We start from the raw sequence: 23,462 nt of genomic DNA, 5'->3' as shown, positions 1-23,462 counted from the left end.
GGTGTGGTTCTTTCAAACCGCAATAGAAGGCAACGGCAGCCCGGTCAGTGATTCAGCGCTATTGGCCTGTTCTTCCATCAGCCAATCGACGAATTGCCTGATCAATGCGCCACGGCGTTTACGCTGGGGCAAGACCACGTAATACCCCAGCCGCGACGGCACCGCTTCAGCGATCGGGCGACATAGCAGGCCCTGCGCCAATAAGTTATCCACAAGGTGACGCCAGCCGATGGCAACACCCTGGCCGCCAATCGCCGCCTGGATGAGCAGTGTGTAGTTGTCGAAGCGCAACTGCCCTGGGGCCGGCGGCGAAGTGATGCCCAGCTCGCGAAATACGCCACTCCAGTCGAACCAACTGTTGCTGTTGTCCGCTCGCAGGTGCAGTAACGGAAGTTCCGCCAAGGCCTGGACCGGCAAGGGCCTGGGGTGTTCCTTGAGCAACAGCGGGCTGCACACCGGAAAGACTTCCTCGCTGAACAGCCAGCGACTTTCGCCTTGCTTGAAGCGACCGTCGCCGAACAATACGGCAACGTCGATATCGGAGCGCAGCATGTTGTGGTTGCGTTCGCTGGTCACCAGGCTCACGTCCACCTGCGGGTTGGCCGCGTGAAAGCGATGCAGGCGCGGCATCAGCCAATAGGCGGCGAACGCGAAATCCGTGGCGACTTGCAGCACCTCATGCTGATGCTGGGCGGTGATCGCGCTCAGCCCGGCATCGATGCTCTGCAAGCCGGCCTGTACCTGCTCGAACAGGATCGTCCCGGCCTCGGTCAGTTCGATGCCGCGATAGATGCGGTCGAACAACCGCGTACCCAGTTGCTCTTCCAGGCGCTTGATCTGCTGGCTGATGGCCGGTTGCGTGGTGCCCAGCTCAATCGCCGCCGCGGTGAAACTGTGTTGGCGCGCCGCGGCTTCAAAGGCGCGAAACAGTTCCAGCGACAGGTTACCCAGAGCGTCATACATAAGCTGTGCTTATCCTAGTCATTGTCCTGTATGGGCTTTACCCAAAAACCTTGGGGCTACATGCTCAATCGCAGCAATATCGCATAACTATCTACTATGGAATGCCGCGAATACATGAAGCGCAAGAACATTCTTTTCATCATGGCCGATCAAATGGCCGCGCCAATGTTGCCGATCTACGGTCCTTCGCCGATCAAGCTGCCGAACCTGTCGCGCCTGGCCGCCGAGGGCGTGGTGTTCGATGCCGCCTATTGCAACAGCCCGCTCTGCGCGCCGTCGCGTTTTACCTTGGTGAGCGGTCAGTTGCCGAGCAAGATCGGTGCGTACGACAACGCGGCGGATTTCCCGGCGGACGTGCCGACTTACGCCCATTACCTGCGCCGCCTTGGTTACCGCACGGCGCTGTCCGGCAAGATGCACTTTTGCGGGCCGGACCAGTTGCACGGCTACGAAGAGCGCCTGACCAGCGACATTTACCCGGCCGACTACGGCTGGGCGGTGAACTGGGACGAGCCGGACGTGCGGCCGAGTTGGTATCACAACATGTCGTCGGTGTTGCAGGCCGGGCCATGTGTGCGCACCAACCAGCTGGATTTCGATGAAGAAGTGGTTTTCAAGGCCCAGCAGTACCTGTTCGATCACATCCGCGAGGACGGCGACCAGCCGTTTTGCCTCACGGTATCGATGACGCACCCACACGACCCGTACACGATTCCCAACGCGTTCTGGGATTTGTATGACGACAACGACATCCCTTTGCCGCAAACCCCGGCGCAAACGGCGCTCGATCCACATTCCCAGCGGCTGCTGAAGGTCTATGACCTGTGGGACAAGCCAATGCCTGTGGATAAGATTCGTGACGCCCGCCGTGCCTATTTCGGCGCATGCAGCTACATTGACAGCAATGTCGGCAAGCTGCTGCAGACCTTGGAAGACACCGGTCTACTGGACGACACGATCATCGTGTTCTCCGGCGATCACGGGGACATGCTCGGTGAAAAGGGCCTCTGGTACAAAATGCACTGGTTCGAAATGGCTGCCCGCGTCCCGTTGCTGATCAGTGCGCCGGGGCAGTTCGCCAGCGGCCGGGTGAGCGCGGCCGTGTCCACCGCCGACTTGCTGCCGACCCTGGTGGAGCTGGCCGGCGGCACGCTGGAACCGGGCATGCCGCTGGATGGCCGTTCGCTGCTGCCGCACCTGCAAGGGCAGGGCGGGCATGATGAAGTCTTCGGTGAATACATGGCCGAAGGCACCATCAGTCCCTTGATGATGATCCGTCGCGGCCCGTGGAAATTCATCTACAGCGAAGATGACCCGTGCCTGCTGTTCGACGTACGCAACGATCCCCAGGAACTGGAAAATCTCAGCCAATCCCCTGAGCATCAGCCCCTGTTCGCCGAATTTCTGGCCGAGGCGCGTGCCAAGTGGGACATCCCGACGATTCATCAACAGGTGCTCGCCAGCCAGCGGCGCCGCCGCTTCGTCGCCCAGGCGCTGGCCCTGGGTAAACTCAAGAGCTGGGATCACCAGCCGCTGGTGGACGCCAGCCAGCAGTACATGCGTAACCACATCGACCTCGACGATCTGGAGCGCAAAGCCCGTTATCCACAACCCTGCCAAAACCAATAACGTAAGGGGCATGCACATGCAAAAGTTATCCACAGTACTGACCGCCGGACTGTTGGCGTTGAGCAGTGTTTCGGCCTGGGCCGAGCAAAGCTGCGAAACCGTGAAGATGGCCGACCCGGGCTGGAGCGATATCGCCGCCACCAATGCCATCACCGGTTTCCTGCTGGACGGGATGGGCTACAAGGCCAAGGTCGACACCCTCGCGGTGCCGATTACCTTCGGTGGCCTCAAGGACGGCCAGATGGATGTGTTCCTGGGTAACTGGATGCCGGCGCAGCAGGGTTTCTATGACAAGTTCGTGGCCAATGGCGACGTCACGCAACTGGCCAAGAACCTGGACGGCACTGAATTCACCCTGGCGGTTCCGGACTATGTCTGGGATGCCGGTGTGCATAACTTTGCCGACCTGAACAAATTCGCCGACAAGTTCGGCAAGAAGATCTACGGCATCGGCTCCGGCGCCCCGGCCAACCTCTCCCTGAAAGAAATCATCAAGACCAATGACTTCGACATGGGCGAGTGGAAATTGGTGGAATCCAGCGAGCAGGCGATGTTGGCGGAGGTCTCCCGGGCGGTGAAGAAACAGAAATTCGTGACCTTCCTTGGCTGGACACCGCACCCGATGAACGTGCAACTGAAAATGCACTACCTCAAGGGTGGCGAGAAATACTTCGGCGACACGGGCAGTGTCTACACCCTGACCCGCAAGGGTTATGCACAGGACTGCCCGAACGTGGGCAAGCTGTTGACCAACCTGAGTTTCACCCAGGACATGGAAAACAGCATCATGGCCGAGGTGGTGAACAACAAGGTCAGCAACGCCGATGCGGCCAAGGCTTGGATCAAGGCCAACCCGGCGGTCCTGGATAAATGGCTGGACGGTGTGAAGACCCTCGATGGCAAGGATGCGCTGGCGGCGGTGAAGGCCAAGCTCTAGGCATAATGGCGAGTGGCTCTTGTGGCGAGGGAGCTTGCTCCCGCTGGGCTCAGTAGGAGCTGTGTAGGAGCTGTCGAGTGCAACGAGGCTGCGATCTTTCCCAGGCACTTGAAGATCAAAAGATCGCAGCCTTCGGCAGCTCCTGCAGTGAAGCCCAGCGGGAGCAAGCTCCCTCGCCACATGGGTTCACCTGATACTCTTGCGCCAACCCCCCATCCTTGAGGCCCCATGGCAATCCCCACGCGCCGTTCACTCTTGCCTTTCCTGAGCTGGCTGCCCCGGCAGACCCGCGCCAGTGTCGGCCGTGACCTGATCGTCGGCCTGAGCGGCGCGATTCTCGCGTTGCCGCAGTCCATTGCCTACGCCCTGATTGCCGGGTTACCACCGGAATACGGCTTGTATGCGGCGATCGTGCCGGTGCTGATCGCCTGCCTGTGGGGTTCGTCGTGGCACCTGATTTGCGGGCCCACGGCGGCGATTTCCATCGTCTTGTACGCCACCGTCAGTCCGCTGGCCGTGCCTGCCAGCCAGGACTACATCACCTTGATCCTGCTGCTGACAGTGTTGGCGGGTGTTTTCCAATGGTTGCTGGGGTTGCTGCGTTTCGGTGCGCTGGTGAATTTCGTCTCGCACTCGGTGGTGCTGGGTTTCACCCTGGGCGCGGCGGTGGTCATTGCCCTGGGGCAGTTGCCGAACCTGCTGGGCCTCGACTTGCCGAACGAAGCCACGGCGCTGAGGGGGCTGCTGATGTTGGTCGAGCACATCGGGGCTGTGGATAAGCCGTCGCTGCTGCTGGGGTTGGGGACCCTGGTCCTGGGCGTGGTGCTCAAGCGCTTGCTGCCGCGCTGGCCGAGCCTGTTGATAACGTTAGTCATCAGCAGCCTGGTGGTCTGGTTGTGGCCGGTGATGTTCGGGCATGTGGCGCTGGTCAGCGCCTTTGCCGGGCGCCTGCCACCGCTCTCGCTGTTGCCATTGGACCTGGAACTGATCCTGCGCCTGCTACCCGGGGCTGTTGCGGTGGGCATGCTTGGGCTGGTCACCAGCCTGTCCATCGCCCGCTCGCTGTCGGTACGTTCCGGGCAATTGCTCGATGCGAATCAGGAGGTGAGGGCGCAGGGGCTTTCCAACATCGTTGGCGGATTTTTCTCCGGATCATTGTCGGCCGGTTCCTTTACCCGTTCCGGCCTCAGCTATGAAGCCGGGGCCTGCTCGCCCCTGGCCGGGGTGTTCTCGGCCTTGTGGGTGGCGTTGTTTGCGGTCGCTGGGGCGAGACTGATCGCGCACATACCGATTCCGGCCATGGCCGGCAGTATTTTGCTGATCGCCTGGGGGCTGGTGGATCATCGCGGTCTCCGGGCGTTGTACCGCGTGAGCCGCGCCGAATTCGTGGTGATGAGCCTGACCTGCCTGGCCACGTTGCTGCTGGAGCTGCAAACTGCTATCTACGCCGGCGTACTGGCCTCGCTGTTCTTTTACCTCAAGCGCACTTCACAGCCGCGGGTGCAGCATTTTCGCGAAGGGGAGGCGGAGATCCTGCGGGTCGGCGGCTCGATCTTTTTCGGCGCCAGCCATTACCTGCAAGCGCGCCTGCAACGGTTGCAGGCGCAGCGGGTGGTCATCGATGCCCAGCAGATCAACTTCATCGATTATTCCGGGGTGGAAATGCTCCACCAGGAAGCCCGGCGCCTGCGCAGCCAGGGGCGCAGCCTGACCTTGCGCATGGCCCGACCGCAGGTGGTGGAGGAGTTGATGAAGCTGGAGGGGGCGCAGAAGTGCCCGATTCACTTCGAGGACTGAACTGATTCAACCCTGTAGGAGTTGCCGAAGGCTGCGATCTTTTGATTTTGATCCTTTCACTTGTGGCTCAATTGCCTGGGACAAGATCGCAGCCTCGTTGCACTCGACAGCTCCTACAGCGCCAACTGGCGGCGCAGTTCGGCCAGTACTGGCGCGGTGTCGGGGCGTATCCCGCGCCACAGGTAGAACGCTTCGCTCGCCTGTTCGGCGAGCATGCCCAGGCCATCCATTGCCACCGCCGCGCCGTGTTCATTGGCCCAACGGCAGAATGAGGTCGGTTCCTTGCCATACATCATGTCGTAGCAAACCGTCTTGCCGGGCTCGATCAAGCAGGTGGCAATCGGCGGTACATCCCCCGACAGGCTCGCGGAGGTGGCGTTGATGATCAGGTCCACCGGCTCTTGCAGCCAGTCGAAGCCGCTGGCTGAGACCGGGCCCAGGTCGGCGAACAACTCGGCCAGCAATTCGGCTTTTTCCACCGTGCGATTGGCGATGATCACCGAGGCCGGCACTTCGGCCAGTAGCGGTTCCAGGGCGCCACGCACTGCGCCACCGGCCCCCAGCAACAGGATGCGCTTGCCCCGGAGGCTGAAGCCGGCATTGACGGTCAGGTCCCGGACCAGCCCGGCGCCGTCGGTGTTGTCACCCAACAGACGACCGTCGGCCAGTTTGCTCAACGTATTGACCGCCCCGGCCCGCTGGGCCCGCTCGGTCAGGGTATCGGCCAGGCGGAAGGCGTCTTCCTTGAAGGGCACTGTGACGTTCGCCCCACGCCCCTCGCGGAAAAATGCCTGGGCGCAACCGGCGAAATCCTCCAGCGGTGCCAGCAGCGTGCTGTAGTCCAGGGTTTGCCCGGTCTGCTCGGCAAACAGGCGATGGATCAACGGCGACTTGCTGTGGCCGATCGGGTTACCCATTACAACGTAGCGGTCCATGAAAAATCCCCGTTCAGGCCTTCGCCAGCCAATCGCGATCTTGCAGGAAGTACTCGGTCAGCCGCGCTTCTTCGCTGCCCGGCTCGGCTTTCCAGTCGTAGCCCCAGCGCACTTGCGGTGGCAGGGACATCAGGATCGATTCGGTACGCCCGCCCGATTGCAGCCCGAACAGGGTGCCGCGGTCGTAGACCAGGTTGAACTCCACGTAGCGCCCACGGCGAAATTCCTGGAATTCCCGCTGTTTGGCGGTGAACGCGTCGTGCTTGCGGCGGCGCACGATCGGCAGGTAGGCATCGATGTAGGCGTCGCCGATGGCGCGGATGAAGGCGAAGCAGGTGTCGAAATTCCACGCGTTCAGGTCGTCGAAAAACAGGCCGCCGATGCCCCGGGGCTCGTTGCGATGCTTGAGATGGAAGTAGCTGTCGCACCAGGCCTTGTAGCGCGGGTACACCTCGGGGCCGAACGGCGCGCAGGCCTGCTCGGCGACACGGTGCCAATGGACGCAGTCTTCCTCGACGCCGTAGTAAGGCGTCAGGTCGAAGCCGCCGCCAAACCACCAGACCGGCTCTTCGCCTTCCTTTTCGGCGATGAAGAAACGCACGTTGGCGTGGGAGGTCGGCACGTGCGGGTTGTGCGGGTGGATCACCAACGACACGCCCAAGGCTTCGAAGCCGCGCCCGGCCAGTTCTGGCCGATGGGCGCTGGCCGAGGGGGGCAGACCGCTGCCGAAGACGTGGGAAAAGTTGACGCCGCCCTTTTCGATCACCGTGCCGTTTTCGATCACCCGCGTGCGACCGCCACCACCGGCCGGCCGGGTCCAGGCATCTTCGATGAAGCGAGTGCCGCCGTCTTCGGCTTCCAGGGCGGTGCAGATACGGTCTTGCAGGTCGAGCAGGTAGGCTTTCACGGCCTCGGTGCGAGTGGACATGACATCACCTTGATCAGGGCTACGCTACGCGGCGTATAGCGGGCCGGTGGCAAATGGGCGCACAGGATACCACCGCACTTGCCCACACCACAGTTGACGACGGTCAAGCTTAGGAGTCCGATAGCAGGCTTGGTAAAAGTCCTGCGACAAGGAGAAAGTGAAGATGGCCAAACGTATCCAGTTCAGTTCCCACGGCGGTCCCGAAGTGCTCGAGTACGCCGATTACTCGCCTGCCGAGCCGGGCCCGCAGCAGGTGCGCGTCAGTAACAAAGCGATCGGCCTGAATTTCATCGACACCTACTACCGCAGCGGCCTTTATCCGCCACCGGCGTTGCCATCAGGCCTGGGTGCCGAAGGCGCGGGTGTGGTCGAGGCGATCGGCTCGCACGTCACGCGGTTCAAGGTCGGCGACCGGGTGGCGTACGGCAGCGGCCCGCTGGGGGCCTACAGCGATGTGCATGTGTTGCCCGAGGCCAACCTGGTGCATTTGCCCGAATCCATCAGTTTTGAACAGGCGGCGGGCGTGATGCTCAAGGGCCTGACCGTGCAGTACCTGTTGCGCCAGACCTATGAACTCAAGGGCGGCGAAACCATCCTGTTCCACGCCGCCGCCGGTGGCGTGGGTTCCCTGGCTTGCCAGTGGGCCAAGGCCTTGGGCGTGAAGCTGATCGGCACCGTCAGTTCGCCGGAAAAAGCCGCCATCGCCAAATCCCACGGTGCTTGGGAAACCATCGACTACAGCAAGGAAAACGTCGCCCAGCGGGTGCTGGAACTGACTGACGGCAAGAAGGTGCCTGTGGTGTACGACGGGGTGGGCAAGGACACCTGGCTGACCTCCCTGGACAGCGTCGCCCCCCGTGGCCTAGTGGTGAGCTTCGGCAATGCCTCGGGTGCGGTGGAGGGTGTGAACCTGGGAGTTCTCGCGGCCAAGGGCTCGCTGTACGTCACCCGCCCGACCCTGGCGACTTACGCCAACAACGCCGAAAACCTGCAGCGCATGGCCGATGAACTGTTTGCAATGATCGCCAGCGGTAAGCTCTCCGTCGACATCAACCAGCGTTATCCACTGGCGCAAGCGGCCAAGGCTCAGGCCGAGCTGTCGGCGCGGCGGACGACGGGGTCGACCGTGCTCCTGCCTTGAATGACCGCGTGTTTTTGATGGCCTCATCGCGGGCAAGCCTTGCTCCCACAGAGTAAAACCTGTGGGACCAAATTTCCTGGCGTTCTGGCAGATTTTTCGTACAAAACCCAGGTTCAGGAGCGGCTGACGCTGTCACCGTAGGCACGGATCATGTCCAGCAGGTTCTTGACCCGCAACGGCAGGTTGCCGGCGGGATAGACCGCATGCATGCGCGGGTCTTCACCCGTGCTGGAGGTCAGCTTGTATTCGGGGAACACCCTCGTCAGGCGCCCCGACGCCACTTCCGGCTCCGCCATCCAGTCGGCCAGGCGGGCAATCCCGGCGCCGGCCAGCGCAGCCTGGAACACCGCCGCGCCGGAACTGAAGCGAAACTTGGGGTGCACGCGAAAGCTGCCGGCGTGGCCCGGCCCACGAAAATTCCATTCTTTGAGGATCCGTGGCGCCGTGTGCAGGATCAATGCGTGCTGTTCCAGCGCCTCGATGGACGCCGGCAGCCCGCGTCGCTCCAGGTAGTCAGGGCTGGCGTAGAGGTAGCGCGAATAGCTCCACAGCGGGTAGCCGATCAGGTCGCTGGATTGTGGAAAGGCGCCGCGAATTGAAAAGTCCAGCTTGCCCTTGACCGGATCGACCGCCGCATCGGTGAAGATCACATCCACACTGACATCGGGATAACGCTGGCTGTACTGGGTGATCAATCCGGGGACCACCGTGTGGGCCAAGGACTGCGGAGCACAAAAGCGGATCCAGCCAGTGGCCAGGCCGCTGAGCCCGGCCAAGTCCTCGTCCGCTTCACGTTGCAGATCGAGCATTCTGTGGGCGTGGGGCAGTAGCCGCTCGCCGGCCTCGGTCAGCGTCACGGCATTGGCCGAGCGATTGAACAACTTGACCCCGCTGCGTTCTTCCAGCCCTTGAATGGCGCGGGTCAGCGAGCTGGGGGAGCGCCCCAGGCTGCGGGCTGCGACGACAAAACTGCGCTTGCGGGCCACCGTCGCAAAGGCTTCAAGATCAGCCAACATATCCAGTGCCATCGGCCACCTCGTTGCACTTTTCGCAATATGACATTGCAACACAAAAAAGGCCCTTCCGTTAGCCTTCCGCTCTCGACCCCCACCCCGTTATCGCCAGAGCCTGATTCAATGTTCGATATCGTCCTGCTATGTGTCTTTGCCTTCGCCGCCGGCCTGATCGATGCGGCCGTCGGCGGCGGCGGCCTGATCCAGATTCCGGCACTGTTCAATGTGCTGCCCAGCGCCCAACCCGCCGCCCTGCTCGGCACCAACAAGGTCGCGGCGGCCTGCGGCACGGCCTTTGCTGCGCGCTCGTTCGTGCGCAAGGTGGTGATCGACTGGAGCCTGGTGGTTCCTGCCGCCGGCGCGGCTTTTGTCATGGCCTTCGCTGGCGCGGCGACGGTATCGATCGTGCCGCAGGCACTGATGCGCCCGGCGGTATTGGTGCTGATCGTGCTGATGGCGATCTACACCTTCTGGAAAAAGGACTTTGGCAGCCTGCACAAGCCCATGCGCATCGGCACCAAGGAGAAGCTGCTGGCGGTACTGGTCGGTGGCGCCATCGGTTTCTACGACGGTTTGTTCGGGCCGGGCACCGGCAGCTTCCTGATCTTCCTGTTCATTCGCTGCTTCGCCTTCGACTTCTTGCACGCCTCGGCGTCAGCCAAGCTGGTGAACATCGCCACCAATGTCGCGGCGCTGCTGTTCTTTATCCCGACCGGCAACGTGCTCTACCTGGTGGCGCTGCCGATGGCGCTGTTCAATATCCTCGGCGCGCTGACCGGCACCTGGCTGGCGGTGCGCAAGGGAGTGCCCTTTGTCCGTGGGCTGTTCCTGGTGCTGCTGGTGATCCTGATCAGCAAGCTGTCCTATGACCTGGCCCTCCCAGGCTGATCCACCGCAGGCGGCGAACCGTTCGAACGGCAATGCGAAGCCCCCTTCGAGCCGCGGGTCAGCCGCGATGTCGAACAGTCGGTCGGCCAACTGAAGGAACCGGTGCGCCAGTACCTGGAAAATTGTATCGCCAGCCTGCAAGAGCCTGACCTGTGGGAGCAAGGCTTGCCCGCGATGAACGATGACGCGGTATCAGTCCGGCCGAACGACCTTGCCGCTCGCCAGGTCGCGAATCACGCTGGGGTTCTTGCGCCCGCCCAGGTTGCCGCCCAGCACCAGGTCGATCTGCCCGCGAAAATACTGCTCGACGCGAATCCGCGTGCGCGCCGCCGGGCGCCCTTGGGGGTTGGCCGAGGTGGACACCAGCGGCCCGACCAACGAGCATAAGTCGCGCACGGTGGGATGGTCGCTGACCCGCAGCGCGACCGTGTCGTGCACCCCGGTGATCCATTCCGGTAGCAGGTCCTGGTGCGGCACCAGCCAGGTATTGGGCCCCGGCCATGTGCTGGCCATGCGGTCCATCCAGGTTTCGGGGAAGTCTTCGAACAGAAAGTCGAACTGGTGGATGTTGTCAGCCACCAGGATCAGGCCTTTGTCGGGCAGTCGCGACTTGATCGCCAGCAGGCGTTCCACCGCCTCCTCGTTCCACGGGTCACAACCCAGGCCCCAGACCGCTTCGGTTGGATAGGCAATCACCGCCCCGGCGCGAATTTCTCGCGCGGCTTGTTGCACACGCCAACTGTTGACCATGAAGATTCTCCCGCAACGCAAATAAGGCTGTGGGCAGTTTACCGATCTTCCCCATAAAACCTAGCGCGCAAACCAGCGTCCGCTGTCACAGGTCGCGCGTCCTTCCATCTCCAGTTCGGTCAACGCCGCCAGCACTTTGGGCAAGCCCCAGCCACTGGCGTCGGCCAGCGCCTCACTGCTCAGCGGCGCGGCATGCAGCAGGCGCAGCAGCGGATGGGTCACGGGTACGGGCTCCGAGGCCAGCGGTAACTGTTGCCAACCACGCAGCGCTTCGAGGATGTGCTCGACGGTTTCCACCAGCGCCGCACCGTCGCGGATCAGTTGATGGCAGCCTCGGGCACCAGGGTGATGGATCGATCCAGGAATGGCGTACACCTCGCGGCCTTGTTCCGCCGCCAGTCGGGCGGTGATCAGCGAACCGCTGGCGACACTGGCTTCGACCACCAGTACCCCCAGGGACAAACCACTGATGATCCGGTTGCGGCGCGGAAAGTTGCTGGCGTGGGGCGGCGCGTCCAACGGGAACTCCGACAACACCGCGCTGCCCTGGGCAATCATCGCCTCCGCCAGCCGCCGATTGCGCTGTGGATAAAAATTTTCCAGGCCGGTGCCCAGCACGCCGACGGTGCGTCCGCCAACATCCAGCGCCGCTTGATGGGCCGCCGCATCGATGCCCAGGGCCAGGCCGCTGGTGATGACAAAACCGGCCCCGGCCAGGCTGCGGGAAAACGCCGCCGCGGTGTCCATGCCGGGGCGTGATGCCCGGCGACTGCCGACCATCGCCAGCTGGGGTTTTTCCAGGATCGAGGTGTCGCCAGCGACGAACAGCAGCGGCGGCGCGCCGCTGATCTGCGCCAGCAGCGCCGGGTAGTCGGGTTGGTCCCACATCAGTAAATGCTGGCCCGAACGCTCCAGCCAGGCCAATGCATGGGCGGCGCCGTCACGCACATCCGGGTTGCGCCGCGCCTCGGCACAGGCCAACGGCAAGCCCAACGCGCGCCAGGCGCTGGCCGGTGCACTGATGGCCTTGGAGGCCGAACCGAAGGCCTCCATCAGGGTCATGAAACGTTTGGGTCCCAGCTCCGGCAAGCGGTGAAGGCGTAGTCGGGCCTCCAGTTCCGCAGGGGAAACCGGCGCAGGTTCAGGCAGTGGCATGTGATCAATCCTTGATCGTTATGAGCCCCGTTCAAACGGGAGAAAGCTGTGGATAACTCTGTTGGTAACTTGTGAGACCCGTTATGGATTACGAACCTTGTCGAGCACCGCCAACGAGCGCGATGCATACAGCACCAGGCCATAGCTGAGCTTGTCGTAGGTGCGAAAAACCATCAGCAGACCGGCCCGTTCATCGGGGATTTTCACCCGCTCGCCCGTGATACGGTCGCGTACGGTTTCACCGGTCTTCATCACCGCCAGCACATTGCCTTCGGCCAGCCCGTCGCGCCGGCCCTTGTTCAGGGTGACCACGTCCAGCGCGCCGATCTGGGTCACGCCTCGCGGCACGTCCAGGATCAACCCGTGGATGTCCGATTTCGGCGCACTGGGCATGAAGGTCGAGTTGATCGAGCGCTCTTCGCCGCTGAACAGGCGATCACCCAGGCGCACTTCCTGGGTGGTGCGTTGCAGGACCAGGGTGGTGACGTCGCCCTCGGTGGCGACCACCTCGCCGCCGCCGATGTCATCGGCGTTGATGCCCAAGAATTCCTGGGTCTCGGGGTCGGTGTAGACCTTGCCCTGGCGGAAGATGCCGTACGCCGTCTGGTTCGTATCGAACGAGCCACGGGCAAAGACCCGATCCCCCATGCCGCTGAGCACTCGCTCGGCATTGCCGGCGACGATGTAGGGGGCCTTGTTGAAATCCTCAGGCGTGTCGACGATGCGGTTGCTCAGCAGGAAGCTGTTGATCGATTGCAGCGCAATGCTCGGGATGGCGTCGGCCACTGGCGAACTGCGAATGCGCGGCGACAGCTTGATGGTACCGCGCGAAGTGCCGCGATTGAGGGTCAGGCGCGGCTGGCCGTTGACGTAGACCAGCGACAGGGTGTCGCCCGGATAGATCAGGTTGGGGTTTTCGACCTGCGGGTTGGCCTGCCACAGCTCCGGCCATTTCCACGGCTCGCGCAGGTACTTGCCGGAAATGTCCCACAGTGTGTCCCCCGTCACCACCGTGTATTGCTGGGGAAAACCTTCCCGAAGTTGCACTTGCCCGTGCGCGATACCGGCCGAGGCCAGGAGCAGCAGGGCGAGTAGTGATTTCCTCATGCGGTGAATCCCTTTATTATGTGCGTTCGCGTAAAACGCCAGAGCCCCCGTGGCTCGCTGCTTAAGGAGCTATTCTCCACAAGCGCAACGTTTTACAACGGTAGCCTGCATCCCAAGACACGCCAGGCCAGCCACCCGACTTTACCTCACACGTGCATTTATCAAGCTTATGGCCATTTTGAACATTCTCGAATTTCCAGACCCGCGCCTGCGCACTATCGCCAAACCAGTGGCCGTAGTGGACGACGAAGTGCGTCAGTTGGTCGACGACATGTTTGAAACAATGTATGAAGCGCCAGGCATCGGCCTCGCCGCGACCCAGGTCAACGTGCACAAGCGTATCGTCGTCATGGACCTCTCCGAAGACCGCAGCGAGCCGCGAGTGTTCATCAACCCCGAGTTCGAAACCCTGACCGACGAGATGGACCAATACCAAGAAGGCTGCCTTTCGGTGCCAGGCTTCTACGAAAACGTCGACCGCCCACAGAAGGTCAAGATCAAGGCCCTGGACCGTGACGGCCAGCCTTATGAACTGATCGCCGAAGGCTTGCTGGCCGTGTGCATCCAGCACGAGTGTGACCACCTCAACGGCAAGCTGTTCGTGGATTACCTGTCTAACCTCAAGCGTGACCGGATCAAGAAAAAACTGGAAAAGATCCATCGCCAGAACGCTTGATGCCCCCCTTCAAAGGCTTGCCGCGGCAAGCCTTTTTCTTTTTGCGACTGCTTTGTAATTGAGAGCTACCCATGACTGAGCCACTGCGCATCGTCTTTGCCGGCACTCCCGAATTTGCCGCCGAACACCTCAAGGCCCTGCTGGCCAGCCCCTACGAAATCGTCGCGGTCTACACCCAGCCGGACCGACCGGCCGGTCGCGGGCAAAAACTGATGCCCAGCCCGGTCAAGCAGTTGGCCCTGGAGCACGGCATCGAGGTGTTGCAGCCGCCGACCCTGCGCGATGCGCAAGCCCAGGCCGAACTGGCGGCGTTGAAGCCGGACTTGATGGTGGTGGTCGCCTACGGCCTGATCCTGCCCCAAGTGGTGCTGGATATCCCGCGCCTGGGTTGCATCAACAGCCACGCCTCGCTGCTGCCGCGCTGGCGCGGTGCCGCGCCGATCCAGCGTGCCGTGGAAGCGGGCGATGCCGAGAGCGGCGTGACCGTGATGCGCATGGAAGCCGGCCTGGACACCGGGCCGATGCTGCTCAAGGTCAGCACCCCCATCAGCGCCGAAGATACCGGTGGCAGCCTGCACGACCGCCTCGCGCTCATTGGCCCGCCGGCCGTGGTCCAGGCCATTGCCGGCCTGGCCGCGAGCAGGCTGGAGGGCGAGGTGCAGGATGACAGCCTCGCCACCTACGCACACAAACTGAACAAGGACGAAGCCCGTATCGACTGGCGTCGTCCGGCCGTTGAGCTGGAACGCCTGGTGCGCGCCTTCAACCCTTGGCCGATCTGCCACAGCACCTTGAACGGCGAAGCCCTGAAAGTGCTAGCGGCCAGTTACGCCGAAGGGAAGGGCGCACCGGGTGAGATCCTCAGCGCCAGCAAGGATGGCCTGGTCGTGGCCTGCGGTGAACAGGCGTTGTGCCTGACGCGCCTGCAACTGCCCGGTGGCAAGGCACTCAATTTCAGCGACCTGTTCAACAGCCGCCGTGAGAAATTTGCCGTCGGCACCGTCCTCGGCCAAGCGGCGGACGCCTCATGAACCCGCGTCTGGCCGCCGCCAAGGCACTTGCCGCCGTCCTCAGCGGCAAAGCCTCCCTCAACAGTTCCTTGCCGACCCAACTGGACAAGGTTGAAGACCGTGATCGCGGTTTCACCCAAGACCTGGCGTTCGGCACCGCCCGTTGGCAGCCGCGGCTGTCGGCCCTGGCGGCCAAGCTGTTGCAGAAGCCATTCAAGGCCGCCGATGCCGACGTCGAAGCGTTGTTGCTGGTGGGGCTTTATCAACTGCTCTACACCCGCGTCCCGGCCCACGCCGCCATCGGCGAAACCGTGGGCTGTGCCGACAAGCTGAAAAAGCCTTGGGCCAAGGCCCTGATCAATGCCGTGTTGCGCCGTGCCCAGCGGGAAAGCGAAGCCCTGTTGGCCGAACTGGAGCGCGACCCGGTGGTGCGCACGGCGCACCCACGCTGGTTGCAAAAATCCCTCAAGGCGTTCTGGCCCGAGCAGTGGGAAGCCATCTGCGCCGCCAACAATGCCCACCCGCCGATGATCCTGCGGGTCAACCGTCGCCACCATACCCGCGATGCCTACCTGGCGTTGCTGGGTGAGGCGGGCATCCCGGCCATCCCGTGCCACTACAGTCGCGACGGCATCGTGCTGGAAACCCCGGGCGATGTGCGCGCCTTGCCGGGCTTTGCCGAGGGCTGGATCAGCGTCCAGGACGAAGCCGCCCAACTGGCCGCCGACCTGCTGGAGCTGGCGCCTGGCCAACGGGTGCTGGACGCCTGCTGCGCACCGGGTGGCAAGACCTGTCACATCCTCGAGGCCGAGCCGAAGCTGGCCGGCGTGGTGGCCGTGGACCTGGAAGCCAAGCGCCTGGTGCGGGTGAAGGAGAACCTCGAACGCCTGGGCCTGGAGGCCGAGCTGATCGCCGCCGATGGCCGCGACACGGCAACCTGGTGGGACGGCAAGCCGTTCCAGCGCATCCTCCTCGACGCCCCGTGCTCGGCCACCGGCGTGATCCGCCGCCATCCGGACATCAAGCTCACCCGCCAGCCGGACGACATTGCGGCATTGGCCGTGTTGCAGGGCGAACTGCTTGATGCCTTGTGGCCGACCCTGGAAGTCGGTGGCATGCTGCTCTACGCCACTTGTTCGACGTTGCCGACCGAGAACACCGACGTGATCGACGCCTTTCTCGCCCGCACCCCAGGGGCGCGGGAACTGGACATTGCCAGCCAAGCCGGCCTGAAACAGCCCCATGGCCGCCAGTTGCTGGCCCAGGAGGGCGGACACGATGGGTTCTATTACGCCAAGCTGATCAAGATCGCCGCCGCACGCGGTTAAGACCGATTCGATAGGAGTGACTGGATGAAAATCATCATCCTCGGCGCAGGACAAGTCGGCGGTTCGCTGGCGGAACATCTGGCCAGCGAAGCCAACGACATCACCGTGGTCGACACCGACGGCGAACGCCTGCGCGACTTGGGCGACCGCCTCGACATCCGCACCGTGCAAGGTCGCGGGTCGTTGCCAACGGTGCTGCGCCAGGCCGGCGCCGACGATGCCGACATGCTCGTGGCCGTGACCAACAGCGACGAAACCAACATGGTCGCCTGCCAGGTCGCCCACACGCTGTTTCATACCCCAACCAAGATCGCCCGGGTGCGCGAAGCGTCCTACCTGACCCGCGCCGACCTGTTCGACAACGAAGCGATTCCGGTGGATGTGCTGATCAGCCCCGAGCAGGTGGTGACCAACTACATCAAGCGCCTGATCGAGCACCCTGGTGCCTTGCAGGTGATCGACTTTGCCGAAGGCAAGGCGCAACTGGTGGCGGTCAGGGCCTACTACGGCGGGCCGCTGGTGGGCCAGCAACTGCGCCAGTTGCGCGAGCACATGCCGAACGTGGAGACCCGGGTGGCGGCGATTTTCCGCCGTGACCGGCCGATCCTGCCCCAGGGCGACACGGTGATCGAAGCCGACGACGAAGTCTTCTTCATCGCCGCCAAAGCAAATATTCGCGCGGTCATGAGCGAAATGCGCCGTCTGGACGAGAACTACAAGCGCATCGTCATCGCTGGCGGCGGGCAGATCGGCGAGCGCCTGGCCGAAGCCATCGAAAGCCGTTACCAGGTCAAGATCATCGAGATGAACCCGGCGCGCTGCCGCTACCTCTCCGACACCCTCGACAGCACCGTGGTGCTGCAGGGCAGTGCCTCGGACCGCGACCTGTTGCTGGAAGAAAACATCGCCGATGCCGACATCTTCCTGGCCCTGACCAACGACGACGAAGCCAACATCATGTCGTCGCTATTGGCCAAGCGCCTGGGGGCGAAGAAGGTCATGACGATCATCAACAACCCGGCCTACGTCGACCTGATCCAGGGCGGCGACATCGACATCGCCATCAGCCCGCAACTGGCAACCATCGGCACCTTGCTGGCCCACGTGCGGCGCGGCGACATCGTCAGCGTGCACTCCCTGCGCCGAGGCGCGGCCGAGGCCATCGAGGCGATTGCCCATGGCGATGCCAAGTCCAGCAAAGTGATCGGCAAGGCCATCCGCGACATCGGCCTGCCGCCGGGCACCACCATCGGCGCGATCATCCGAGACGAACAAGTGCTGATCGCCCACGACGACACCGCCATCCAGACCGGCGACCATGTGATCCTGTTCCTGGTGGACAAAAAGCACATTCGCGATGTCGAGAAGCTGTTCCATGTGGGGTTGAGTTTCTTCTGATCCTGGATGTGCAGTGACAGGAGGGGCCTCATCGCGAGCAGGCTCGCTCCCACAAGGGGTCGCTGTCGTTCACAAAAATTGTGATCGACTGAGATCCACTGTGGGAGCGAGCCTGCTCGCGATAGCTATCTCACATTCAACAGATCAATCACTGACATAACCCCAAAGGACCCACCCCATGCTCGACTCCCTGGAAAAAATGCTCGCCAAGGGTGTGGACAACGCCCTGCTACGCTTCGGCCTAGGCAAAGGCTACCTCGACCTAGGCGAATTCCCCCGCGCCGCCGAACACCTCCAACGCTGCGTCGAATTCGACCCCAAGTACTCAGCAGCCTGGAAACTACTGGGCAAGGCCCACCAAGGCCAAGGCAACCTACCGGCAGCCCGCCAAGCCTGGGAACAAGGCCTTGAAGCCGCCCGCGCCCATGGCGACAAACAGGCCGAAAAAGAAATGACCGTGTTTCTCAAAAAACTGGATCGATAGGAGCGGCCTCCATCACTTTTCGTACAGCCTTCGACTGGAGATCATCCCCGATCCCGCCGCTATTGCTGCAATCGCAAAGAGCCCAACATCAATGCTGCCAATGAATGACGGCAACACAAATATCACCAAAAAACCCAAGCAAACCAGGGCTATCCCCAGTCGCACCCTGAGCACGTAGCGTCTCACACAAACATGCAGCAGCAGGATCCCCAAACCGGCCAGTACATACTGACTATTGAGACTCATAGCTTATGTTTCCTCGGGATTGAATGATGATGGACGAAGTTGAGCGCTGTGGCCCGATACCACCGCTGACTTGAGCACCCAGGCTGACGATTACATCGCCAGTGTGATAGGTCGGTAACAGGTCCTTGGCCCACTTTCGGCCTAAGTAGCCTGCTGCTGGTGCGACAGCTTTACCAATGCCTGGCACTTGACCAGCCACCCCCGTAAAAATCCCAGTGGCAATGGTGAGAAGATCCGTGCGTTGCTCATTGAGCCAATCCCCCTGGCTACGAGTCAGGGGGATTGGAAATTCCGACGTTCATGACACAAGGCAGATCCCTGGCGAGCATCTTGTCATAGAGCTCCACCAGCAATCGGGTGACTTCAAAGTTGGCCGCTTTCGCCTCGCGAAAATACAGCGTTCTGAGCCCGCCTCTGTCTGCGGGCATGACGGTGAAACGGCTTACGCAGAAAGTGATCCCGTGATGGGGGGTGAACTGATACTTATCGAACTCCATTCTTCAGTCCTTGATGAATTCGCAAGGCTCTGAGTTTTATTCAGATATGGCGATTTACATAAAGGACAATTCCGGTTTGGGCGGGTTGTTTGTCACTTAAAGTTTCCGCAAGGGCGTTCGATTCGGTTGTCCTACAGATAATTCTCAAGAGCCTCGCCAAGTGGCGGCGGCATAGAAATGATTTGAATCCACTACGCTCGGTGCGCGTATGTCTGCAATCAAATCCTGCCGCACCTACCAGGCGGGCGACGTACTGGTCAGCATCGAGGCGCAGGTCAACGGCGGCGTTGGCCCACAACGCACCTCTCGACACTGATCACCAAGACCTGACTGGAAACACACATGCCCGAAATTACCCAAATGATCATTGCCCTGGCGCTGTCCTTTCTGCTCGATCGGTTTCTCAAGCCGTATCTGCTGCGCAAGTGGCCCAATCGGGGGCTATGTTGCCCCCGGATAAGGACTATCAGGCACCTGCTGTTACCGGGCTCGTGTGTCCTTGGGCAAAGCGAGTCGCCGATGTCTGCAGCAATAGAACAATGGACAAGGTAATCATCAGAAACGGTATCAGCCACGCGCTCTCGATCAATGCCAACTGCAGGCTGAGGATTAACAGCAAGACCGGTGTTGCGAGGGCATTCGCCCGGCTAACACACGCACCAACGGCAGCCTCGCTGTAGCGGTAGGCAATGGCTGCTCGGATATGCACCCGCGCACCGCCAAAGGCCATGCCAAGGATCAGCAGGCTCAGCGCCTTGAGCACCAGGGTATCTGGCACCATAAACCATACCGCTGCGGAAATGATGGCCAGCCCGATCAGCCCCGAGAGAAATACCGATAGATTGCGACCGGTATTACTCAGAATGATCAGCACTCCCACCAACGCCATCCCCATGCCAAACACTGCATCCAGCACACCAAGCTCAAATAGCGCCCAGCCATGGCTCGACACATACACGGGAAGCATGAAATTGAAGGCACCGAGGATTGGCCAGATCAGTACCATGGGCACAAACAGGGTGAGTGGAAGCTTGGCTGGCGCAACTGTCTCGCTAGCCTCTTGTGCCACCACCGAGTGACCATGGCGGATGTAACAAATCGCTGATACCAGCAGGAATCCAGCGCCCAGAAAAATGAAGAACCCCATACCCGGCAGGATCGGCATCAAGCCGGCTGCCAACAACGGACCAATCATCAGGGCCGCTTGACCGGTTGCAGTGGTTGCACCACTGATTCGTCTGACAGAGGCTTCATCCATACCACGCTGAACCTGGGTGAACCACATATCCAAGCTGGCTTCGAGCAGCATGAAAACCAGCCAGACAAAGAGGTTGGCGGCTAGTAGAGCGATGGTGATGTCTCGGCTTGCCCCTACCACCAGGCTGAGACCGGCCAGACAAAACGTAAACCAGCTGCTCATTTTTCGTCCGTTCATTCGCGCCGACAGCTGCTTGATGATCACCGGCGTGATGAAGGCCGGAATGAAGGAGCAAAAAATCGCCAATGCCAAAGGTAAATAACCACCTTCGTTCTGGTTGAGGATGGTCCACGTCAGGGAGACCACCAATGCCCCGGAACATAGGCGGTAAGCCGTTGAGCAGACTAAAAAAATAGCTAATTCTTTTGAAAAATTTTTCATGGAAACTTCCCTATCGTAAGCGTTTCGGCATGACGGAAGTGAAAACTACCGCTTGGGCCGTGATAAGTGCAGGCCGTACCGTTTTTGTGCACGCTCAAACCCCATGTTTAAGACGCTTTGAAAGTTAAAGTTTGCAACTAAATCAACGGGCAAAAAGCGCGCTCCAAAATGACTAGCGAAACGCACTTTTTTTGGGCGGTTTGGCCGAGACGGCATTGAAGTGGTGCATGCGTTCCTGCGGCAAATTTTAAACCTGAGCAAGGTCGTGTCATCTTTGTATGGCGGTCTTGTTAGATAACTGCTCAATGCTGTGTCGTAGGTTGAACAACATCACGCCGCAGAAAACCAAGCCTATCGATAGAATGACTGTCCCATTTATCGGGTAGCTAAAGAACAAGTAGGAAATGATGATGGCGAAAAACGGAACCAGCAAGCCAATGGGGGCCACGGTGGATCCGGAATATTTTCTGATGTTGTAGTTCCATATCCAGTACCCCAGCAGAGTCGTCACGTAAGACTGTGAGATCAGCGACACTATGACTTTGTAGTTTATCGCATCCTTCAGGCTATAGAATGACTCGGCACCCTCAAAGTACAAGGCAAGAACAAATAGAACTGGAAGGCTAAATAAGAAGCTCCAAACCATAAAGGGTAGCAGGTCTTCAGGCTTGTATTTTTGAATAATGAAAGTACACATGCTAAAGCAAAAAGCTGCGAGCAAGCAGATAGCAACGCCCAACGGACCTGAACCCTGATTGTTCTTGATTAGCATCAAGAAAAGGCCAGAGAGTGATATCGCGAGGGCGATAATGCTGATGTTGGAAGCTCTTTCCTTAAAGGCAATCAGGCCAATGATAAATGTCATGAATGCGCTGAGCTGAATGATGAGGGATACAGTGCCGGGAGAGGTGCCTGTATAGATGGCAATGTTGGCGCACCCCCATATTCCGCCACCAAACAATATTCCATAGGCGGCGAGTACATAAGCTGGAATTTTAGGTCTTGGCATGAAAAATACAAACGGGAAGACGCAAAGCGAAAACCTGATGAATGTCATCACGAAGGGTTTGATTTGTTCAAGCCCTACTTTAATTAAGGCGAAGTTCCCCCCCCAGATCAGCGCCACTAGCAATAAAAATGCGTAATCATGTGGGGCGATTTTTTTAAAACTGTTCATTGCTCAGAATCCACTTTTCAGCATGTCATCATAAACATTGCGAAAAGGTGATATTTTGGTCATTTCCTCCAAGCACTCATCGAAAATCTGTTGTCCCATGGGCGTCAACACACCGTCCCGCTTGATCTGAGCTGCGGTCGCGAAAAATCTCTTCTCAGCCGCCCGCCCTTTCTCAAGCGCTTCCTCTGCCAGTTTTCCAGGCGCTATTTTTCCCAAACCAGACATTGCCAGTGCAATTCTAGCCAGTACGAAAAGTGCGTGAAATATACCGAGCATGGGACGGGCGTCAGGCCTGAATGGCGCTGTGTATAATTCACTCTCTGGATTCAAAACAAACTTATCATCTGTGCTTTTTAAAAACAGTCTTAAATGGGCGGCCTCATGGACTACCTGTTGTGCGTAATAGATGGGGCTATGGACTTCATCGGCCCATATCAAAATCAGCCCTAATAAATTGTAACTGCTGGCCGATCTGACATGGTATTCATCGCCAGGCCCCGTCAAGACTATTTCATCTATTAGGATCTCAGCTTCATTGTAGAGGTCTATCGATTGGGCCTTGAGAAGTTCTATTCCTGCGATTAATTTTGCTTTCTCGATTTCAGCAACATCAGCGCCGATGAAACCAATGCTGATTTTGCCAGACGCCTCTTCTCGTACTTCATCGGCAACCAAGTCAATTTCTTCTTTTCGGTTGTTTTCAGAGAAGCCAGAAACCCTGAATCCTTCTGATCCATGCCTTTCGTTTTGCTTGGCTTCTTGAAAAAAATGTAAGCCTGAATCTGCATCGTTGGCTTGCAAGCTCTTGATGCACTTATTGTAGAATGCGAAAGACTTCCAAGACAGCTTGGTCACAGAGTCGGATTTTTGATAGTCATCATTAAACACACTCGCCAAGTAGCTCATCGACTCTTTGTATTGATTGAGCAATGTGTAGGCATCTTGGCGATACTCTTCATTTGTGATTAAGATGCTCAATTGATTTCTCCTTGAAAGCAGGCTCTCCATAAAAAGAAGGACCGCCATAGCGATATGGCAGTCCTTCTAATAAATCACCGTCGAAATTTATTCGCCGATAGATTTGTTTACGCTCGACAGCGCAACCATTGCAGTCAGGCTCAGTGCGGATTGAGATACGATCAGTTTGGACATATCGAGTTTCATAAAAAGCTCCATTTTTTTGAAAGATTATGCCGTTCGCATTTCATTGCAAGGCAAAGCGAAACTAACATAATCATTTTGATAAATGACACTGTTATTTTTTGCGTTATATACTCATTTGCTATATTGGATCCAACTTTTAGGAATATAGATTGTCGCTTGGCCGCCGAAAGGTGTAAGCAGAATTCCTTACGTTGAGGATCGCTTTGCGTCGGGCATGAACTCATGCAAAACAGCTTTTTTGTGGCGAGGGAGCTTGCTCCCGCTTGAGTGCGAAAGCACTCATAAAAAAGCCCACCTCGTTTTCAATACCAGTCCGCCAAACCGACTTATCCCACTAAAAATAAATGCGTCCACTTTTTTACATCCCAATGCCCAGCAGATCTGGGCGAGACAACACCTCAAGACGGGGCGTTTGCCACATTAAGGATGGTCTGAAATAGCCGGATATTCTCCGGCTATCGAGCCGTCAGTACTTTTCAAAAAACGACCCGCGTCGAAATTTGATCCATTTTCTTCATTTTTCAGCCCTTCCGGGCGCAGCAAGGCGCTTCGCAGCGCCCATTTGCTGTATTACACGCGCACCTCTCCTGTGCCCGCCAA

22 protein-coding genes are annotated in these 23,462 nt (G+C 59.7%); 10 read left to right on the top strand and 12 right to left on the bottom strand.

Annotated elements, in window-relative coordinates:
- Nucleotides 1–12 precede the first annotated feature (12 nt).
- On the bottom strand, nucleotides 13–963 hold the full coding sequence (locus AACY42_RS12780; protein ID WP_339479757.1) for a choline sulfate utilization transcriptional regulator: 951 nt from the start codon (nucleotides 961–963) through the stop codon (nucleotides 13–15).
- A gap of 114 nt (nucleotides 964–1,077) precedes the next feature.
- Between AACY42_RS12780 and betC the strand changes: the two genes are divergently transcribed.
- The 3 genes from betC (at nucleotide 1,078) to AACY42_RS12765 (ending at nucleotide 5,326) form a co-directional block, all read left to right on the top strand.
- Nucleotides 1,078–2,592: a choline-sulfatase gene (gene betC, locus AACY42_RS12775; RefSeq protein WP_339479756.1), complete on the top strand. Its 1,515-nt coding sequence runs from the start codon at nucleotides 1,078–1,080 to the stop codon at nucleotides 2,590–2,592.
- A 16-nt stretch (nucleotides 2,593–2,608) separates the two neighbouring features.
- Nucleotides 2,609–3,529: a choline ABC transporter substrate-binding protein gene (choX, locus tag AACY42_RS12770; RefSeq protein ID WP_339479754.1), complete on the top strand. Its 921-nt coding sequence runs from the start codon at nucleotides 2,609–2,611 to the stop codon at nucleotides 3,527–3,529.
- A gap of 228 nt (nucleotides 3,530–3,757) precedes the next feature.
- Entirely contained in the window at nucleotides 3,758–5,326 is a 1,569-nt protein-coding gene (locus tag AACY42_RS12765; RefSeq protein WP_339479752.1) for a SulP family inorganic anion transporter, read from the top strand.
- Nucleotides 5,327–5,439: 113 nt separating this feature from the next.
- On the opposite strand, the gene aroE is transcribed toward AACY42_RS12765, so the two are convergent.
- Entirely contained in the window at nucleotides 5,440–6,261 is an 822-nt protein-coding gene (gene aroE / locus AACY42_RS12760; protein ID WP_339479750.1) for a shikimate dehydrogenase, read from the bottom strand.
- A gap of 13 nt (nucleotides 6,262–6,274) precedes the next feature.
- Nucleotides 6,275–7,189 carry an oxygen-dependent coproporphyrinogen oxidase gene (gene hemF, locus AACY42_RS12755; protein ID WP_339479749.1) on the bottom strand — a complete coding sequence of 305 codons (915 nt, stop codon included), beginning with the start codon at nucleotides 7,187–7,189 and terminating at the stop codon, nucleotides 6,275–6,277.
- Nucleotides 7,190–7,352: 163 nt separating this feature from the next.
- Between hemF and AACY42_RS12750 the strand changes: the two genes are divergently transcribed.
- The gene (locus tag AACY42_RS12750; protein ID WP_339479748.1) at nucleotides 7,353–8,330 is read left to right on the top strand and encodes an NADPH:quinone reductase; all 978 of its coding nucleotides are present in this window, start codon (nucleotides 7,353–7,355) and stop codon (nucleotides 8,328–8,330) included.
- 113 nt (nucleotides 8,331–8,443) lie between these two features.
- On the opposite strand, the gene AACY42_RS12745 is transcribed toward AACY42_RS12750, so the two are convergent.
- Entirely contained in the window at nucleotides 8,444–9,358 is a 915-nt protein-coding gene (locus AACY42_RS12745; protein WP_339479746.1) for a LysR family transcriptional regulator, read from the bottom strand.
- Between the two features lie 108 nt (nucleotides 9,359–9,466).
- On the opposite strand from AACY42_RS12745, the gene AACY42_RS12740 reads away from it, so the two are divergent.
- Nucleotides 9,467–10,231: a sulfite exporter TauE/SafE family protein gene (locus tag AACY42_RS12740; protein ID WP_339479744.1), complete on the top strand. Its 765-nt coding sequence runs from the start codon at nucleotides 9,467–9,469 to the stop codon at nucleotides 10,229–10,231.
- A gap of 192 nt (nucleotides 10,232–10,423) precedes the next feature.
- Here AACY42_RS12740 and AACY42_RS12735 read toward each other — a convergent pair whose 3' ends face one another.
- The 3 genes from AACY42_RS12735 to AACY42_RS12725 form a co-directional block, all read right to left on the bottom strand.
- On the bottom strand, nucleotides 10,424–10,981 hold the full coding sequence (locus tag AACY42_RS12735; protein WP_339479742.1) for an L-threonylcarbamoyladenylate synthase: 558 nt from the start codon (nucleotides 10,979–10,981) through the stop codon (nucleotides 10,424–10,426).
- A gap of 60 nt (nucleotides 10,982–11,041) precedes the next feature.
- Nucleotides 11,042–12,136, bottom strand: a complete 1,095-nt coding sequence (dprA, locus tag AACY42_RS12730) for a DNA-processing protein DprA (RefSeq protein ID WP_339479741.1) — start codon at nucleotides 12,134–12,136, stop codon at nucleotides 11,042–11,044.
- Between the two features lie 81 nt (nucleotides 12,137–12,217).
- A complete protein-coding gene (locus AACY42_RS12725) occupies nucleotides 12,218–13,243 on the bottom strand; it encodes a LysM peptidoglycan-binding domain-containing protein (protein WP_339479739.1) in 1,026 nt (341 codons plus the stop codon).
- A gap of 169 nt (nucleotides 13,244–13,412) precedes the next feature.
- Between AACY42_RS12725 and def the strand changes: the two genes are divergently transcribed.
- From def to AACY42_RS12700, 5 genes are all read left to right on the top strand, one after another.
- Nucleotides 13,413–13,919 (top strand): peptide deformylase, encoded by a 507-nt coding sequence (def, locus tag AACY42_RS12720; RefSeq protein WP_030138961.1) that lies wholly within the window; start codon nucleotides 13,413–13,415, stop codon nucleotides 13,917–13,919.
- Nucleotides 13,920–13,990: 71 nt separating this feature from the next.
- Entirely contained in the window at nucleotides 13,991–14,950 is a 960-nt protein-coding gene (gene fmt / locus AACY42_RS12715) for a methionyl-tRNA formyltransferase (protein WP_339479737.1), read from the top strand.
- Nucleotides 14,947–16,257, top strand: coding sequence for a 16S rRNA (cytosine(967)-C(5))-methyltransferase RsmB (rsmB, locus tag AACY42_RS12710; protein ID WP_339479735.1), 1,311 nt, complete (start codon nucleotides 14,947–14,949; stop codon nucleotides 16,255–16,257). The genes fmt and rsmB overlap by 4 nt, the downstream gene beginning before the upstream one ends.
- A gap of 24 nt (nucleotides 16,258–16,281) precedes the next feature.
- Entirely contained in the window at nucleotides 16,282–17,655 is a 1,374-nt protein-coding gene (gene trkA, locus AACY42_RS12705) for a Trk system potassium transporter TrkA (RefSeq protein ID WP_339479734.1), read from the top strand.
- A 178-nt stretch (nucleotides 17,656–17,833) separates the two neighbouring features.
- Nucleotides 17,834–18,139: a tetratricopeptide repeat protein gene (locus tag AACY42_RS12700; protein ID WP_339479733.1), complete on the top strand. Its 306-nt coding sequence runs from the start codon at nucleotides 17,834–17,836 to the stop codon at nucleotides 18,137–18,139.
- A gap of 12 nt (nucleotides 18,140–18,151) precedes the next feature.
- On the opposite strand, the gene AACY42_RS12695 is transcribed toward AACY42_RS12700, so the two are convergent.
- The 5 genes from AACY42_RS12695 to AACY42_RS12675 all read right to left on the bottom strand — a co-directional run bounded on the left by AACY42_RS12695 (nucleotide 18,152) and on the right by AACY42_RS12675 (nucleotide 22,676).
- A complete protein-coding gene (locus tag AACY42_RS12695) occupies nucleotides 18,152–18,385 on the bottom strand; it encodes a hypothetical protein (RefSeq protein WP_339479732.1) in 234 nt (77 codons plus the stop codon).
- 266 nt (nucleotides 18,386–18,651) lie between these two features.
- Complete coding sequence (locus AACY42_RS12690; RefSeq protein WP_339479730.1) at nucleotides 18,652–18,882, bottom strand: hypothetical protein; 231 nt, start codon at nucleotides 18,880–18,882, stop codon at nucleotides 18,652–18,654.
- 466 nt (nucleotides 18,883–19,348) lie between these two features.
- On the bottom strand, nucleotides 19,349–20,521 hold the full coding sequence (locus AACY42_RS12685; RefSeq protein ID WP_339479729.1) for a hypothetical protein: 1,173 nt from the start codon (nucleotides 20,519–20,521) through the stop codon (nucleotides 19,349–19,351).
- 268 nt (nucleotides 20,522–20,789) lie between these two features.
- Complete coding sequence (locus tag AACY42_RS12680) at nucleotides 20,790–21,698, bottom strand: DMT family transporter (RefSeq protein WP_339479727.1); 909 nt, start codon at nucleotides 21,696–21,698, stop codon at nucleotides 20,790–20,792.
- A gap of 3 nt (nucleotides 21,699–21,701) precedes the next feature.
- Nucleotides 21,702–22,676, bottom strand: coding sequence for an aKG-HExxH-type peptide beta-hydroxylase (locus tag AACY42_RS12675; protein ID WP_339479726.1), 975 nt, complete (start codon nucleotides 22,674–22,676; stop codon nucleotides 21,702–21,704).
- Nucleotides 22,677–23,462 lie beyond the last annotated feature (786 nt).

The sequence above is a fragment of the Pseudomonas sp. RL_5y_Pfl2_73 genome, from assembly GCF_963970515.1.
Taxonomy (GTDB): Bacteria; Pseudomonadota; Gammaproteobacteria; order Pseudomonadales; family Pseudomonadaceae; genus Aquipseudomonas.
Note: the sequence above shows the minus strand (reverse complement) of the source record. Positions and strands in the feature narration are given on the sequence as shown.